15 protein-coding genes and 1 tRNA gene are annotated in these 15282 nt (G+C 38.1%); 4 read left to right on the plus strand and 12 right to left on the minus strand.

Translation table 11 applies throughout. The features are described 5' to 3' along the window. Positions 1-9: 9 nt before the first annotated feature. From rimP to KCTC52924_RS03195, 7 genes are all read right to left on the minus strand, one after another. Positions 10-471, minus strand: a complete 462-nt coding sequence (gene rimP, locus KCTC52924_RS03165; RefSeq protein WP_251808875.1) for a ribosome assembly cofactor RimP — start codon at positions 469-471, stop codon at positions 10-12. A 543-nt stretch (positions 472-1014) separates the two neighbouring features. Next, positions 1015-1824, minus strand: a complete 810-nt coding sequence (locus KCTC52924_RS03170; RefSeq protein ID WP_251808874.1) for an amidohydrolase family protein — start codon at positions 1822-1824, stop codon at positions 1015-1017. 202 nt (positions 1825-2026) lie between these two features. Beyond that, positions 2027-3112, minus strand: a complete 1086-nt coding sequence (gene arsB / locus KCTC52924_RS03175; RefSeq protein ID WP_251808873.1) for an ACR3 family arsenite efflux transporter — start codon at positions 3110-3112, stop codon at positions 2027-2029. Positions 3113-3115: 3 nt separating this feature from the next. Then, complete coding sequence (locus tag KCTC52924_RS03180) at positions 3116-3748, minus strand: low molecular weight phosphatase family protein (RefSeq protein ID WP_251808872.1); 633 nt, start codon at positions 3746-3748, stop codon at positions 3116-3118. Positions 3749-3772: 24 nt separating this feature from the next. Continuing rightward, positions 3773-4240 (minus strand): DUF6428 family protein, encoded by a 468-nt coding sequence (locus tag KCTC52924_RS03185; protein WP_251808871.1) that lies wholly within the window; start codon positions 4238-4240, stop codon positions 3773-3775. Positions 4241-4377: 137 nt separating this feature from the next. After that, positions 4378-4710: a helix-turn-helix transcriptional regulator gene (locus KCTC52924_RS03190; protein WP_251808870.1), complete on the minus strand. Its 333-nt coding sequence runs from the start codon at positions 4708-4710 to the stop codon at positions 4378-4380. Positions 4711-5010: 300 nt separating this feature from the next. Next, positions 5011-5229, minus strand: a complete 219-nt coding sequence (locus KCTC52924_RS03195) for a sulfatase-like hydrolase/transferase (protein WP_251808869.1) — start codon at positions 5227-5229, stop codon at positions 5011-5013. 272 nt (positions 5230-5501) lie between these two features. Between KCTC52924_RS03195 and KCTC52924_RS03200 the strand changes: the two genes are divergently transcribed. Further along, positions 5502-5687, plus strand: a complete 186-nt coding sequence (locus KCTC52924_RS03200) for a hypothetical protein (RefSeq protein ID WP_251808868.1) — start codon at positions 5502-5504, stop codon at positions 5685-5687. A gap of 116 nt (positions 5688-5803) precedes the next feature. Then, on the plus strand, positions 5804-6118 hold the full coding sequence (locus KCTC52924_RS03205) for an HPF/RaiA family ribosome-associated protein (RefSeq protein ID WP_251808867.1): 315 nt from the start codon (positions 5804-5806) through the stop codon (positions 6116-6118). A 644-nt stretch (positions 6119-6762) separates the two neighbouring features. Here the strand turns inward: KCTC52924_RS03205 and asnA are convergent. Beyond that, complete coding sequence (asnA, locus tag KCTC52924_RS03210) at positions 6763-7806, minus strand: aspartate--ammonia ligase (RefSeq protein WP_251808866.1); 1044 nt, start codon at positions 7804-7806, stop codon at positions 6763-6765. A gap of 266 nt (positions 7807-8072) precedes the next feature. Then, positions 8073-8144 (minus strand) — tRNA-Gln (locus tag KCTC52924_RS03215). 289 nt (positions 8145-8433) lie between these two features. Here KCTC52924_RS03215 and KCTC52924_RS03220 point away from each other — a divergent pair. Beyond that, positions 8434-11766 carry a DUF2723 domain-containing protein gene (locus KCTC52924_RS03220; protein WP_251808865.1) on the plus strand — a complete coding sequence of 1111 codons (3333 nt, stop codon included), beginning with the start codon at positions 8434-8436 and terminating at the stop codon, positions 11764-11766. 73 nt (positions 11767-11839) lie between these two features. Here KCTC52924_RS03220 and KCTC52924_RS03225 read toward each other — a convergent pair whose 3' ends face one another. From KCTC52924_RS03225 to KCTC52924_RS03235, 3 genes are all read right to left on the minus strand, one after another. After that, positions 11840-12136, minus strand: coding sequence for a co-chaperone YbbN (locus KCTC52924_RS03225; RefSeq protein ID WP_251808864.1), 297 nt, complete (start codon positions 12134-12136; stop codon positions 11840-11842). Positions 12137-12228: 92 nt separating this feature from the next. Next, positions 12229-13458, minus strand: coding sequence for a metallophosphoesterase (locus tag KCTC52924_RS03230; protein WP_251808863.1), 1230 nt, complete (start codon positions 13456-13458; stop codon positions 12229-12231). 54 nt (positions 13459-13512) lie between these two features. Continuing rightward, positions 13513-14238, minus strand: a complete 726-nt coding sequence (locus tag KCTC52924_RS03235) for a copper homeostasis protein CutC (protein ID WP_251808862.1) — start codon at positions 14236-14238, stop codon at positions 13513-13515. A 42-nt stretch (positions 14239-14280) separates the two neighbouring features. Between KCTC52924_RS03235 and KCTC52924_RS03240 the strand changes: the two genes are divergently transcribed. Then, positions 14281-15276, plus strand: a complete 996-nt coding sequence (locus KCTC52924_RS03240) for an isoaspartyl peptidase/L-asparaginase family protein (protein ID WP_251808861.1) — start codon at positions 14281-14283, stop codon at positions 15274-15276. Positions 15277-15282 lie beyond the last annotated feature (6 nt).

Below are 15282 nucleotides of genomic sequence, written 5' to 3' on the forward strand. Positions count from 1 at the left end.
GAACTACAATTAAAATTTTAATATAACTTTAGCTTCTTTTATATCAGAAATTGCGATTAGTTGCTTTTTCTGAACAGTAATTTTCCCTTTTCCTACGGGTTTGGGTTCCCTATCTTTCCACTCCAAGGTAATACTTTCTTCAGTGGCCTCTGTCAATGTGCCTTCCAGCTCACTATCAAGGGTTTTCACCTCTATCTTTCTACCAATATTCTTTCTAAACTGTCGAGGTAATTTTATCGGCGAAGCTGCACCGGCCGAAGCCACTTCCAAGGCAAAATCCTCTTCTTCACGATCTAGATTGTGCTCAATAGCCCTACTGACATTCATACAGTCTTGTAGAGTTACTCCATGATCACCATCCAAGGTAATCTTAATTTTATTATCTGCACCTATTGAAAAATCCAACAAAAAAAGCGATTCATTTTCCTCTAAGGCCGCCTCTAAAAGTGTAGTTACTTTTTCCTTCAACATATCTTCTTACTTAGCAACAGCTCTCCAAATTCGGGATAGACATTTTACGAATAACCGCAATAATTGGAGATCGCTTAAAAACTCATTACAAACGGTCAATAAAACCGTTTCACCGAAATATCAGTAATAAAAGAGGGGACAAATTGTCCCCTCATGAATACGAAATATTCTTTCAGTGGTGCAAATATACAAAATTTTTAGACTTCGCAACACCCTAAGTTATTTATTCTAAAAAAGATACCCGAAAAATTAACAGTTATTTACAGCTATGCCCTTACATTTATACGTTCATAAATTTTTTGTTTCCCAAATACGTCCAATCACCTAATTCATGGGACTTAGTCGATTACAAGAACCTAGAAAATTTAAATTACCAACACAGTGAAAACCACAATCTGGTCCCTACAAACTCCCCCTCACTTTTGGAGTACTTATCTTTACACAGGAATCGCCTGGCTATTGACCTATTAAACGCTTCAGATTGCTCTACCTTCCGTTCATCCTGTCCTATAACTAGCATTCTAAAGTGGATCCTCAAATGCACTAGAGTTTATCCACATCTATCTTAAAGAGTTCGGCAGCATTTTTCCAAAAAATAAGCTCCTTTTTATCGTCTGCCAGCTCCAATTGATCCATAAACTTTAAATAGGAATTCATATTGCATAATGGCCAATCCGTTCCATACAAAAGATACTTGGGATCACCTGCATAGGTAATCATCTCTTCGATCTCCTTTTTCATATAGCGCTCAAACTTATCCGTAAAATCACCCAGTACAAGCCCCGAAATATCAGCGTATACATTATTGTTCTTGTACACGACTTCCATACAATCCTTTATCCAGGGATTACCAATATGGCAGATCACAATCTTAAGTTCTGGATAATCTACTGCCAAATCATCTAAATGAAGGGGATGGGAATACTTTACCTTCCCTGTAGGAGCATAGGTATCACCAGAATGGAACATTACAGGCACATCGTATTCAATGGCCATTTCGTACATCACTTTAAGTCGGGTATCATTAGGGTAGAAAGGTTCATAACCGGGATAAAATTTTAAGCCCTTTATATGTCCTTGCTCCAGATACTCTCCTATTTCTCGAATATCCCAGTGATTGAAATGTAGATAACTAATCCCAGAAACAACCCCCAAATTTTTACGTCCTTTTATAGCTTCCACCACCTGCCTAGTACTGGGCCGGTGTTCGTTCACCTTATAAGATGATAATACCAAGGAATAATCTATTTTATTATCTAACATGGTGTCCGTCAATAGATTAAGACTGGTGTCTAGGGAAATCACCCTGTCTTCATGGTAATTATTGATATGAGTATGGACATCTATAATCATCTATATTATTTTTTGAGATTGGGGTTTAGTAACAACACATGAAAAAGCGCCACTTCAGTGGACAAATTTCGGCCAAAAATAGGTAATCTTGATCAATTTATTAAGATAAGGTGTGGCTGCTGGCCCAGTTCCATATTAAAAATTTAGCTACCCGCACTTAATAATTAGGGATCTATCCCAGTCCAAATATATTGGTGAATAATTATCCAATCTCGTCCAGCTTTTCTAGCGGCTGTTTAAGTTTTTGAATTGGCGTTCCGAAGTATTTTTTCCGCAACCAAAACGAAACTCGAACTAATAAAATCAACGCAGGAACTTCAACCAAAGGACCAATTACACCGGCAAACGCCTGTCCCGAATTCAGTCCAAAAACTGAAATTGCAACTGCAATCGCCAATTCAAAATTATTCCCTGCTGCTGTAAACGCCACTGCTGCTGTCTTGTCGTATTCAGCACCCATCGCTTTGGTAAAGAAAAAGCCAATTATAAACATTAAGGTGAAATAGATAAGTAATGGAACTGCAATAATTAGCACATCCATTGGGATTTCGACGATTAACTCTCCTTTTAAAGAGAACATCACTACAATGGTAAATAACAGTGCTATTAAGGTCATTGGTGAAATTGTAGGAATAAATTTCTCAGTGTACCATTTCTCCCCTTTTAATTTCACTAAAATTAACCTACTTAAAATCCCCATTACAAAAGGGATCCCTAAATAAATCGCTACACTTTCTGCAATAGTTCCAATTGAAATCGCCACAATAGCTCCTTCAAATCCAAAATAAGGAGGAAGAACAGTAATAAAGATCCACGCATAGAAACTGTATGCAAAGACTTGAAAAATACTATTTAATGCAACCAAACCTGCTCCATATTCGCTGCTTCCCTCTGCAAGGTCGTTCCACACCAACACCATTGCAATACAACGCGCCAGACCAATCAAAATTAGTCCGACCATATATTCAGGGTAGTCTCGCAAAAAAGTAATGGCTAAAACAAACATTAAAAGAGGACCAATTATCCAATTCAGTAAAAGTGAAATAGATAGGATTTTTGTGTTGCGAAAAACCTTTGGCAACAACGCGTAATTCACTTTTGCCAAGGGCGGATACATCATCAATATTAAACCGATTGCAATTGGAATATTCGTGGATCCGTTACTGAAGGAATTAATAATCGTGGGAAAGGTTGGAACAAAATACCCAAGTCCGACTCCAATCGCCATTGCTACAAATATCCATAAAGTTAGATTTCTATCTAGAAAGCCTAATTTTTTATTCGCCATTTGTCATGCTTTTATTTGAGAGAAAACGTAAAATAATTCGGTTGCAATTTGCAAACTTCTTTCATTGTATTTTTCAGCCTGCTGGGGAGTATTGTCAAATGCTTTTGGGTCTTCATAAGTTATGGGGATTCGTTTTTCAGCTCCTGCAATATTCGGACAACCGCCATCAGCTTGTGTGCAGGTCATAATTGCAGCAAATTTGGATTTTGGATTAAAATCATCATCCAGTTTCTTAGAAAACCCAACAATAGGAGGCTCATTATCCGCATATTTAATACTGTAAATTGGATTGTTGCCTTCTGAAAGGGTTTTGACCTTAAAACCTGAATTTTTCAGAGTTTCTGCCACCATGGGAAACAAAGCCGTTGCTTCAGTGCCCCCCGAATAGCAGAACAGGTTTTTGACCTTAAAATGAAAGGCTAAAGTTTGCGCCCAAATTTGAGATAAATGACTTCTTCTTGAATTGTGTGTACATATGAAATTGATTCTAATTTCCTGATTTCCAATTACTTTAAATTGAATAAAATCAGTTAATGGCTGTAAAACAGCTTTACGCTCCTCTGAAATAGATTGCGTCTTTAATTCTTTAATTAATTTTTCTATTTCAGAAAATAAATTTGATGGTGGTGCTATCATTAGCTTCTTGATTAAAATAATTTATCAGCAACATCCACTATCTGGCGAACAAGAAGCCCCGATAGTTACCTCTGATAATTTTACTTTTGTTTTTTCTGCTGGTATTCCACAATTGTCCTTTGCCAGACAGTCGGTTTGTTTTGTGGTCAATAAAAAGTTGGTCCCGTCAAAATCTAAACCAAATTTCCCAATGGTATCCCCTTGATATTCCACTTCTATTTCCAGATCTGCAATTTTTAAAACTTTTTCCGAAAGTTTAATAATGCTCAATAGCTTTTCAGGATGCAACCTATGGTCATAGTCGTTTGCATTCCATAGTTGAAAATTTACAACCTCTTCGTTCCTTACAGTTCCGCCACAATCAATAAAATGCTTTGTGATTTTACCAACTTCTGTAACGTGAAAGTGATTAGGCACTAATTCTCCATTTGGCAATTGAAAACCTATAGTTTCCAGTGCTCCCAAAACTGATTTTACTTCTGATAATTTCATGTGCTTTTGTTTTTTGTTTTTTAAATACTCAGAGGTAGCTCGTTATTTATCCTCCCATTGAGTTATAACGCATTACACCTGATGGTTTTAAAATTGCAATTCTTTATTGCGAATAGGCGATTAATAAATTCAGTTAATTAACAGCAATCTTGCTTTTCCGTGAGGTCTTGATTAAGAAATTGGGACAAAACCGATTTCATGGCAGTCCAATTTTCTTTATGAATGCAATAGCAGACACTTGTTCCCTCAACATTTCCTTGTATTAAACCTAAATTCTTAAGTTCTTTTAAATGTTGCGAAATCGTAGGCTGAGCCAAACCAATTTCGTTGACCAAATCTCCACAGACACATGCGTCTATCTTAAACAAGTGTTGCAAAATAGAAACTCTTGCTGGGTGCCCCAAAACTTTTGCAAAAAGAGCAATTTCATTTTGTTGCTCGGTAAATTTTTCGGTTTTAGTTGATCCCATTCTTTTTTATATTAGTCTATTGCAATATTACGATTAATATTAAAGCGCTACATATTTTTTTTGAGATTTGTTGAATAAATAAAATTTATCAACTCATTTGCAGTAACGAACAAGTGCTAAAACGCAATGATTATTTAAAATAAATAAATAATTTTCCTGCATTTGCTCAGCTAGATTCCCAGTCTGCAAATCCTTTTAGATTTTTCGTGCCGAAATTAAAGCTTAGACGTTGGCAAACGTTATAAACTAAAAATAATGAAAACAAGAAAGAAATTAATTTTATTTACTTTATTCTCAGCATTACTTCACACCTCTATTTAGACCTGAACTACCTCCTCCAAAATGAGCGCGTTCTTCGGTTGAATGACCATTATCAGATTGAAAGATTACAATGGTGTTTTCTCTTAACCACAAATCCTCTAACTGCCTTAAAAGCTGTCCAATACAATCCTCTTGCGCAGAAAGAAACGCCGCATATAAATCCCCGGGGGAAGCAAATCTCTTTTCTTGGTAATGCAAATTGTTAAGACAATCTCTTGAATTTAAGACAGTATTAATAAAGTTTAAGCATTAAACCTGTATACTGCTAATTCATATTTAAAACAGTTAACATGAGAATGATTAAAGACAGAAAGAAACTCAAAAAACAAAGGAATACACTCTTCCAACAAACCCGACCTGTACTAGTATTAGACCAAACAGTTTAATAATAAGGAGTCAACCTTAAAGAAGATTAAAAATCACAGAAAAGTAGAAAGAAAGAGAGTTTTAAAAATATATAACAATTACATATGAGTACAACATATTTGAATACAAAGTCAAAAGGAATAACTAAAACAGTAGCTGAATTCTCCAAACAGGGTGATCAAAGCAACAGGGAGTTCCGTGAATTTATTAAGGAACAAGTAGTGGAATATAGGAAAGAGGGAATGGACGTGTTTAAGTCCCCGAGACCAGGTGATGACCGAAATAACTAAAAAATTTCCGCTCTAAAATAGAATAAGGAGTGAACATCAAAGAACTAGAAGGCTATTTCGATTTCTTAAGTAGCCTTCTAGAAATTTATACTTAAAAACATTAAAAACTGTAAAACATGACAATTCAAATAAATACTGACAAAACCATTACTGGAGAAAAAAGAAGTAGCGATTTTTTTACCGCTCAAATTTCCAAAGAGTTACAACGATTCGAATCCCATATTTCCAGAATAGAGGTTCACTTGAAAGATGAAAATGGAAAAAAGGATGGATTTAATGATATTTCATGTCTATTAGAAGCCAGGCTCGAAGGCAGACAGCCCATTGCAGTCACAAATCAGGCAAATACTATTGATCTTGCTGTAACAGGGGCAATTGACAAAATAAAAAGTGCTCTAGATACCATTGTTGGAAAAATCCAAAAACATTAATATTTACAAAACTGAAAACAACTTAGGTATCAGATTGGATCCTTCAACCATCCATTTAATTAATTAATATAATTTCAAAATCAAGCTAGCTTTATTGTGCCTAGATGCACTTCAGACACAACGCAAGAAGCTTTTAGTGAAAGTGAGATTATTAGGTATAGTAAACGGCTGCAAGCACATGAAAAGTAGAGTTTCTGCATAGACTTCCGTTGGCACTACGCCAAAAATCGGGTACCTATAAAAATACCAGCGACATTAAATAACATCGAAAACTAAAACGATATAAACTATAACAACAAAAAAATTAAACTAGTTCAAAATCTCGCTGCGCTAAGTCTCCCGACTTAGTGCCGGATTCACTTACTACACTTGAATATGCAATCCTGTATAAGAATGGAAACCAAAACAAGTTATGGCTTGCTATTTTTTGTTTTTCTTCCAGCCAGTGTGATTCGCTTAAAACTCAGGCTTCTTTAAAGGTTAACAATAACTTTCGCAGAAACACAACAATTGGTCATGATCCATTTTTATAGTGCAGCCACTATGCATCACTATATACCCTAATTTTAGATACTGTGTTAAATGAAAAATGGCTGCCAGGTATAATCGACAGCCATTAGCAGGTATTTAATAGCGTGGAAACTCTAGAATAAAATTGGAATATTTCCTCGCTTACATTCTTCAATCATTTCATCAGGCCAGATACTTGTCTGAATCTCTCCAATATGTGCTTTTTTCAAGAAAAACATACATAATCGAGATTGACCTATTCCACCTCCAATGGACAATGGAAGTTCATCATTAAGAAGCATTTTATGCCACATTAATTCTTTTCTATCTTCTGCCCCTTCAAGTGCCAATTGCTTATTTAAAGCTTCTTTATCAACACGAATTCCCATTGAGGAAATCTCCAATGCTTTTTCAAGAACAGGATTCCAAAGAAGTATATCACCATTCAAACCTTGTTGACCATTTCCGGTTTCGGTACTCCAGTCATCATAATCAGGGGCTCTTCCATCATGCTTTTTTCCTTCTGGAAGTTGTGCTCCAATTCCAATTATAAATATTGCACCATGCTTTTTAACGGCTTCTGTTTCTCTTTCATTTGGTGAAAGGTCAGGATACTGTTCCGCTAATTCTTGCGAATGAATGAACGTTATTTCTTCTGGAAGAACAGGCTTCATTTGAGGATAACGCTCGTATACAACATATTCAACCCTTCTAAAAACACTATAAATTTTCGTCACAATATATTTGAGAAAATCAATAGTTCTATCTTCCTTAGAGACTACTCTTTCCCAATCCCACTGATCTACATATATAGAGTGGATATTCGAAAAAACTTCATCAGGACGCAATGCATTCATGTCGGTATACACACCATAACCCGACTCGATTTTTAATTCCGCCAAAGCAAGTCTTTTCCATTTCGCAAGCGAATGAACAATTTCAGCTTCAGCATCATTCATCGACTTTATTGGAAAGGTAACAGGTCGCTCTAAACCACTTAGATCATCATTAATTCCCGATCCTTTTTTTACAAATAATGGGGCAGTGATTCTTCTTAATCTTAATTCAGAAGACAAACTAAGCTCAAAAAAGTCTTTAATCAATTTAATTGCTTGTTCTGTCTCTTGTATATTTAATTGCGGATAATATCCTTTCGGGATTTGTAATTTATAACCCATTTGTCAACATTTAATTAGATGATTAGCGACTCGCTGTTTTTAAATTGTATTTAAAAACAAAAGTGCAATAATTAGAATGAATATCAAAACAGTGTTGAATGAGAAATAATGAAATATTCTACTGATATTATTAAGAAAATGGAATTTAAATCGTTTTAGGCGATAATTCTGCGGAGTGACTATACAAAACCAAATTTACTGTACCCCTTTTGTACGTGGAAAAAGAAAAACCCCCTGACTTCTAATGAAATCAGGGGGTTTACTTGTTGGCCTACTAGGACTCGAACCTAGAACGACTGGACCAAAACCAGCTGTGTTGCCAATTACACCATAGGCCACTACCTTAATTGAGCGTGCAAATTTAAAACAAAGTTTCATATGCACAAATATTTTCACGTCATATTCAAAAAAATATTGAAAATAATTTTTAACCACAGGCCTTTACAACAACTAAACCCCATAAAAAACCTACTCAAAACACCCACTTTACAACGCTATCCTAGACCTACGAATCTGCTATACAAGCCATTACAATACCCACTCCCAACATGTTAAAGGTTTACAAAAATAATACCCTTATATCTTTTAAAATTAGTAAATTCGCCCTTCGCTCAAACAACAAGCCGAATGTTTTCAAATAACTTTAAAAAATGGGACACCATCACTGGATGGTTTGTTTTTTTTATAGCCCTCACTGTTTACACAATCACAGTAGAACCCACTAGCAGCTATTGGGATGCAGGGGAATACATATCCACTTCAGCAAAACTACAGGTAGGGCATCCCCCGGGAGCCCCGCTTTTTCAAATCATTGGGGCATTTTTTGCCATGTTCGCCTTCGGACCAGAACAGGTAGCCAAGATGGTGAATTTGGTGTCGGCCGTTTCCAGTGCATTCACCATACTTTTAATGTTCTGGACCATAACCAACCTCACTAAGAAGCTAGTCGCCAAAAAGGAAGAAATCACCAATAATATGGCCACAGCCATTTTGGGAAGTGGTTTGGTAGGCTCCTTGGCCTTTACCTTTTCCGATAGTTTTTGGTTCAATGCCGCAGAGACAGAAGTATATGCCATGGCTAGTCTAATCATGGCCTTATTGCTTTGGCTTGGCCTAAAGTGGGTAGATGACCTACATAACCCCAGAGGCAATAAATGGATCGTTTTGATCTCTTTTGTTGTGGGACTTACTTTTGGAATTCAGTTTATGGGCTTTTTGGCAATACCTTCCATTGGTCTGCTCTACTATTTTAAGACCTACAAGACTACCACCATAAAAAACTTCCTTTTAGCGAACATCATAGTGGTTGCCATATTGCTAATGGTCTATAAATTCTCACTTACCTACGTACTGCAACTTTTTGGATGGAGCGAGGTGTTTTTCATCAATACTATCGGCCTACCATTCAATTCGGGAACTATAATTATGGGACTCCTATTTATTGGTGTTTTCTACATGGGACTGCGATACACAAGAAAAAATAACTATACCACAGCAAATACAATAACACTTTGCCTAATGTTTTTGTTCCTTGGTTTTTCCTCTTGGCTAATGTTGCCCATTAGGGCCAATGCCGATGTGGTAATCAATGAAAACGACCCATCCGATGCCAGATCGCTTTTGGCCTATTACAACCGGGAGCAATACCCAGGTGTGGAAAGTCCCTTTTACGGCGCCTACTATTCCAATGGCTTTGCCCCTGCCGGCGAGGAGATAGACGAAAAACCCAAATACGAAAAAGACCTTAAGTCAGGGAAATATATCATTGTCAATAAATACAAGAATGCATTACAGGGACCTAATCCCGATCATGTTGGATTTTTACCGCGCTTGTGGAGCGATCAAAATGCGGAGAATTACATGAAGTATTTTAACCCGCTTAGCTTTAAGATTAAATCGAGCTACTTGGGGAATAACGAACTACAGGAGGCCGTAAACCAATTTAAGAACGGGTATGCAAAAGGCGAAATAGACACTGCCCAATATATGCGATTTTTAAGGGAATTTAGCGAATATATAGAAGTAGTGCCTCCCACATTGATGCAAAATCTCAGTTATATGTTCCAGTTCCAGTTCAACTACATGTACTGGCGCTATTTTATGTGGAACTTCACAGGGAAGCAAGACGATATCCAAGGTCGGTATGACAATCATGGGAATTGGTTAAGCGGCATCAACTTTATAGACAATGCCAGACTGGGAAGCCAGGACAACCTTCCTAGCGATATCAAAAATAACAAAGGAAGGAATACCTACTTCTTTTTACCCCTCCTCTTAGGAATCATTGGCGTAGTTTTTCAGATCAGCAAGAATCCAAAGCAATTTTGGGCCCTGTTTGTATTTTTTATGTTTACGGGGATTGCCATCCAATTCTACACCAATCCAGGGATTTTTCAACCTAGGGAGCGCGACTATTCTCTGGTGGGGTCGTTCTATATTTTTGGGATATGGATCGGCTTGGGAGTCTACGGACTTTTTGATGAATTCAGAAAATTAATAAACCCCAAAATATTGGCCCCCGCCATTACTTTAGTATGCCTACTTGCCGTACCTGGAGTTATGGCATTCCAAAATTGGGACGATCACGACCGATCTAACAGGTATACCGCAAGATCCACAGCAATGGCCTACCTATCCTCCACACAGGAAGATGCCGGTGCCATTTTATTCACCATTGGGGACAACGACACTTTCCCGCTGTGGTACGTTCAGGAAATAGAAGGTTACCGTACAGACGTGCGGGTAGTAAATACTAGCCTTTTTGCAACGGATTGGTATATAGACCAAATGAAGATGCAAGCCTACGAAAGCGAACCCATACCCTCTCAACTTACGCACGATAAGTATAGGTTTGGCTCTAGGGATGCCATTTATTACAATGGTTTAACGGAAAACCGATGGAACATCAATGATTTTATGAATTGGGTAGATAGCGATAAGGATCAAACCAAATTCAAAAGCATCCTTCAGAAACAAGGGGCCGATCTAAGTCAGTATTCCGAAAACAATCTGGATGTGGTTTTTTATCCTACCAATAAGATTAGAATTCCCGTAAATAAGAAAAACGTATTGGAAAGCGGCTTGGTAAAGGAGAAGGATTCTGCCCTTATCGTGGATTATATCGATATTGACCTTCCTAAAAGCGCCCTTCCCAAAAACAGGATCCTAATGCTGGATATTATCGCCAACAATGATTGGAAGCGCCCTATCTATTTTTCCGGTGGAAGTTTTGATGCGGCAGAGTATATCTGGATGAAGGATTACCTACAGCTTGATGGATTGGCCTATAAATTGGTACCCATAAAAACCCAGAATAGGAACAGCTACGAAATGGGAAGAATAGATACGGACCTTATGTATGATATTGTAAAAAAATGGGAATGGGGCAACTCTGGAAGTGCAGACATTTATCATGACATTCAAACCCGTACTCAATCCTTGTCTTTCCGTGGCAATCTGGCCCGTTTGACCGAAGCACTAATCGAAGAGAATAAAATAGATAAGGCCAAGGACATCATCAATATTGCTATGGAGAATATGCCTGTGGAATATTTTGGATACTACTCTTTTGTAGAACCTTATGTGGATGGATATTTTAAGGTAGGTGAAACCGAAAAAGCAAGACAGCTTTTCAATAAACTAAAAACCATCTATCAAGAACGATTGGATTATTATGCCGGTTTACCATTTGAGCAACAACGTTTATTTTTGGACGAGATTATACCTGACTTAGAAGCTTATAGCAGAAATATAGACATCTTGATTACCAACAAAGATCAGGAAAATGCCGAAAATGAAACGAGACTCTTTAATGAATACATTGCCAAATTTGACCGCTTCTATAGGGACGATTCCGTAGAAGACCTACTACCACCGACAGAGGAACCGGAGGTTATAGATTCTACTTCCTTGGATGTTATTCCAGAGCAGGAATTGGATAGTATTCCCCTAAGTGAATAAGCGTAAGAGTTAGTCATGAACAAAAAAACCGGGAATAAATTTCCCGGTTTTTTTGTTATACGATTGAAAGTAATTAAAGGTATTCGTTGAGAATTCCAATAAGCGTATTGGCATCTTGTTCACCACTTTGTCGCCAAACCATCTCCCCTTTTTTATATATCATCAAAGTCGGCAATCCCTTTACTCTAAGGGCCTGGGAAAGCTCCTTGTTTTTATCCACGTCAATTTTTATCACCTTGCCCTTATCGCCCAAGGCAGCAGCAACATCCCTCAATACGGCATGCATCGCGGTGGACTGCTCATTCCATTCAGCGTAAAAGTCCAACAGAACTGGAACGCTAACATCAATTAATTCTCCAAATTTAGACATATAGTATTCATTGGGTTATAAATCAAATGTAAGAAAAAATGTTAAAAAATCATCAGTAGCCTTATTTTTGTCCAAATACAATAGCAACAATTTTAGGTTAATGGTTTCTTTTTTAAGGTGATTACCGTTATTTCGGGCCAAATACCAACTCTGCCAGGGTATCCCAAAAATCCAAAACCTCTATTTACATTAATCATTTGCCCCAGTTCCTCGTAGACACCTGCCCAGTATTTATAACGCCACTTTACGGGACTCCATTTTATCCATCCCGGAATTTCAATCCCAAATTGCATCCCGTGGGTATGTCCGCTTAGGGTAAGGTGATAATGGTAGGGATGTTTTAAAACTTCATCTTCCCAATGCGAGGGGTCATGGCTCATTAAAATCTTAAAATCCTTCTCCATAATTTGGGCCGTAGCTTTATTTAGGTCCCCCGCTTTTTTAAAGCCTCCCCTACCCCAATTCTCAACTCCGATCAAGGCTATCTTATCATTGCCTTTGGTAAGGTACCTGCTTTCGTTCAACAAAAGTTCAAAACCAATTTCTTGTTGCAGATCTTTAAGTTGCTCCAAATTATTCCTTTTTAACTCCTCGGTATCCCATTCCACATAATCCCCGTAATCATGGTTACCCAAAATGGAATACTTACCATCCTTGGCATGTAGGGTTGCAAAAAGATCCTTCCATGGCAACATTTCTTCTGCCTTATTATTCACCAAATCCCCTGTAAACAAAAGCAGATCACTTTTTTGCTGGTTGATAAGATCTATCGCATATTCAATTTTTTCCCTATTGTCAAAACTACCACTATGCACATCAGAGATCTGCGTAATCTGATAGCCGTCAAAACCATCGGGCAGATCCTCAAATTCCAAATTATATCGAAGCACTTTAAAGTTATATTTTCCCCTATACATTCCATAGAGGAGGGCAGAAAATGGCAAGGCGGCAATCCCCAATGCAAGAACACTTAAAAATCGTCTTCGCTCTGGAAAATTGAAGAATTTCGGGGTCCCGTTTATCTTTAAATACAGTGCGGAAATAAATCGAAAAATATCCTCTGAAAACAGGAAAATAATAGTGATGGCCTTAAAGGAAAGCATGGCCAGCAAAAAGCCAAAAGCGTAACTTTTAGGTACGCTCAAAACCCTACCTGGATTATCGCCCAGGGTAAACTGATAAATAAAATTCCCCAACACTAAAAGCGACATGGCCATATAGGCAAAATACACCCAAGGAAATCTAGTTACCGCCCTAAGCGCCTGTAAGGTGTAAACCCCAAGAGCAATATATAGAATAATAAAAATAATCCATCTGAGCATAGGTTAATTTTTAGGTAAAGATATTGGTTTCAATCCACTAGCCATTTTAATTACCTATTCTTTAACTAGACGCACTACCTTCTTTAGCACCCCATAATCACTTATTCCTACCTCGTCATCCCTTAAAAAGCTTGGAGTACTCATAGGAATAGGGGGGGGATTCTTCAATGTTTTATGAAACTGGATGCCCGACAAATGCACCGCACCAAAGCCTTTTTCCTTAAACTGTTGCACGTTGGTTTCCCGTATTCCACCTCCAGGCATAACAACAATGCGCTCAGCAATGCCATGCAACTCCCACAATTGCGCCATACCCATCAAGGATGTTTTTTGCAGTCCACTACTCAGTAGAGAATTCACCCCTAACAATTCCAATTGTCTAAAAGTCGCTATGGGATCCTTCACCCAATCAAATGCCCTGTGGAATGTAAAATCGAGTGGTCTAGTGATCCTTATCAATTCCTTGGTCCGTTCAAAATCCAAGGTAAAATCCTTATGCAGCACTCCAGAAACAATACCGTTAAACCCCAATTCCCTACACATTTCAATATCGTGCTTCATTATTTCAAATTCTAGATCCGAATAGGTGAAATCCCCACTTCTAGGCCTAATCAGCACATTTACAGGGATAGTAATATGCTTTTTTATCAATTTTAGCAACCCATAAGAAGGGGTTACCCCTCCCACACCGAGTTCTGCACACAATTCAATTCGGTCAGCACCAGCTTTTTGGGCGTTTAAAGCAGATTCTAAGGAATTGGCGCATACTTCTACAATCATATTTCTTATATTTAGAACCTTAAAAATAAGCAACACTTTCTCATGAAAAGAAGAAATTTTCTCAAAAATTCTACGCTTACCACAGCGGGCATGTTATCTGCTCCACTTTTGGCCTCTTGTCAGGGTACTACTAAAAAAACAATAGTAGAAAACGACAGCACCAAAATAGTAAAACCCATTGCCATTTGCACCTGGAATTTTATGAATGCAACTGCCAAAGCATGGGAAGTATTAGAAAAAGGAGGATCTTCATTGGATGCCGTAGAACAGGGGGTAATGGTAGAGGAGGCGGACCTCAATAATGAAACTGTAGGCAATGGCGGCAGACCAGACAGAGACGGCCGCGTTACTTTGGATGCCTGCATTATGGATAAGGATGCAAATTGCGGCGCGGTGCTGTGTATGGAGAATATAGCCCATCCTATTAGCGTAGCTCGAAAAGTAATGGAAGAGACACCCCATGTGATGCTGGTAGGGAAAGGGGCAGAACAATTTGCCTATGAGCAGGGCTTTCAAAAGACCAATTTACTTACCGAAAAAGCTAAAAAAGACTGGTTGGAATGGAAGAAAAACTCCCAATATGAAACCATTATCAATATAGAGAACCACGACACCATAGGAATGCTTGCCATTGACAAAAACGGTGATATCGCAGGTGCCTGCACAACCAGCGGAATGGGATACAAAATGGCTGGTCGCGTTGGGGACTCTCCAATTATTGGTGCTGGTCTGTTTGTAGACAATGAAGTAGGTGGTGCTACCGCTACTGGCGTGGGCGAGGAAGTAGTTAGGACTGTAGGAAGTTTCTTAATCGTAGAATTGATGCGCCAAGGAAAATCGCCCCAGGAGGCTTGCGAAGAAGGAGTTAGACGCATCATGGAAAAAAATAAAGACCGCACGGATTTTCAGATCGGCTTCATCGCCATCAATAAAAAAGGGGAAACAGGTGGCTATTGCATTCACCCTGGCTTTAGTTATCGCAGCTATTCCGAAGAGGGACATATAGACAATCCTTCGGACTCCTTTTTAAAGGTATAATCAACA

The organism is Arenibacter antarcticus (assembly GCF_041320605.1).
Taxonomy (GTDB): Bacteria; Bacteroidota; Bacteroidia; order Flavobacteriales; family Flavobacteriaceae; genus Arenibacter; species Arenibacter antarcticus.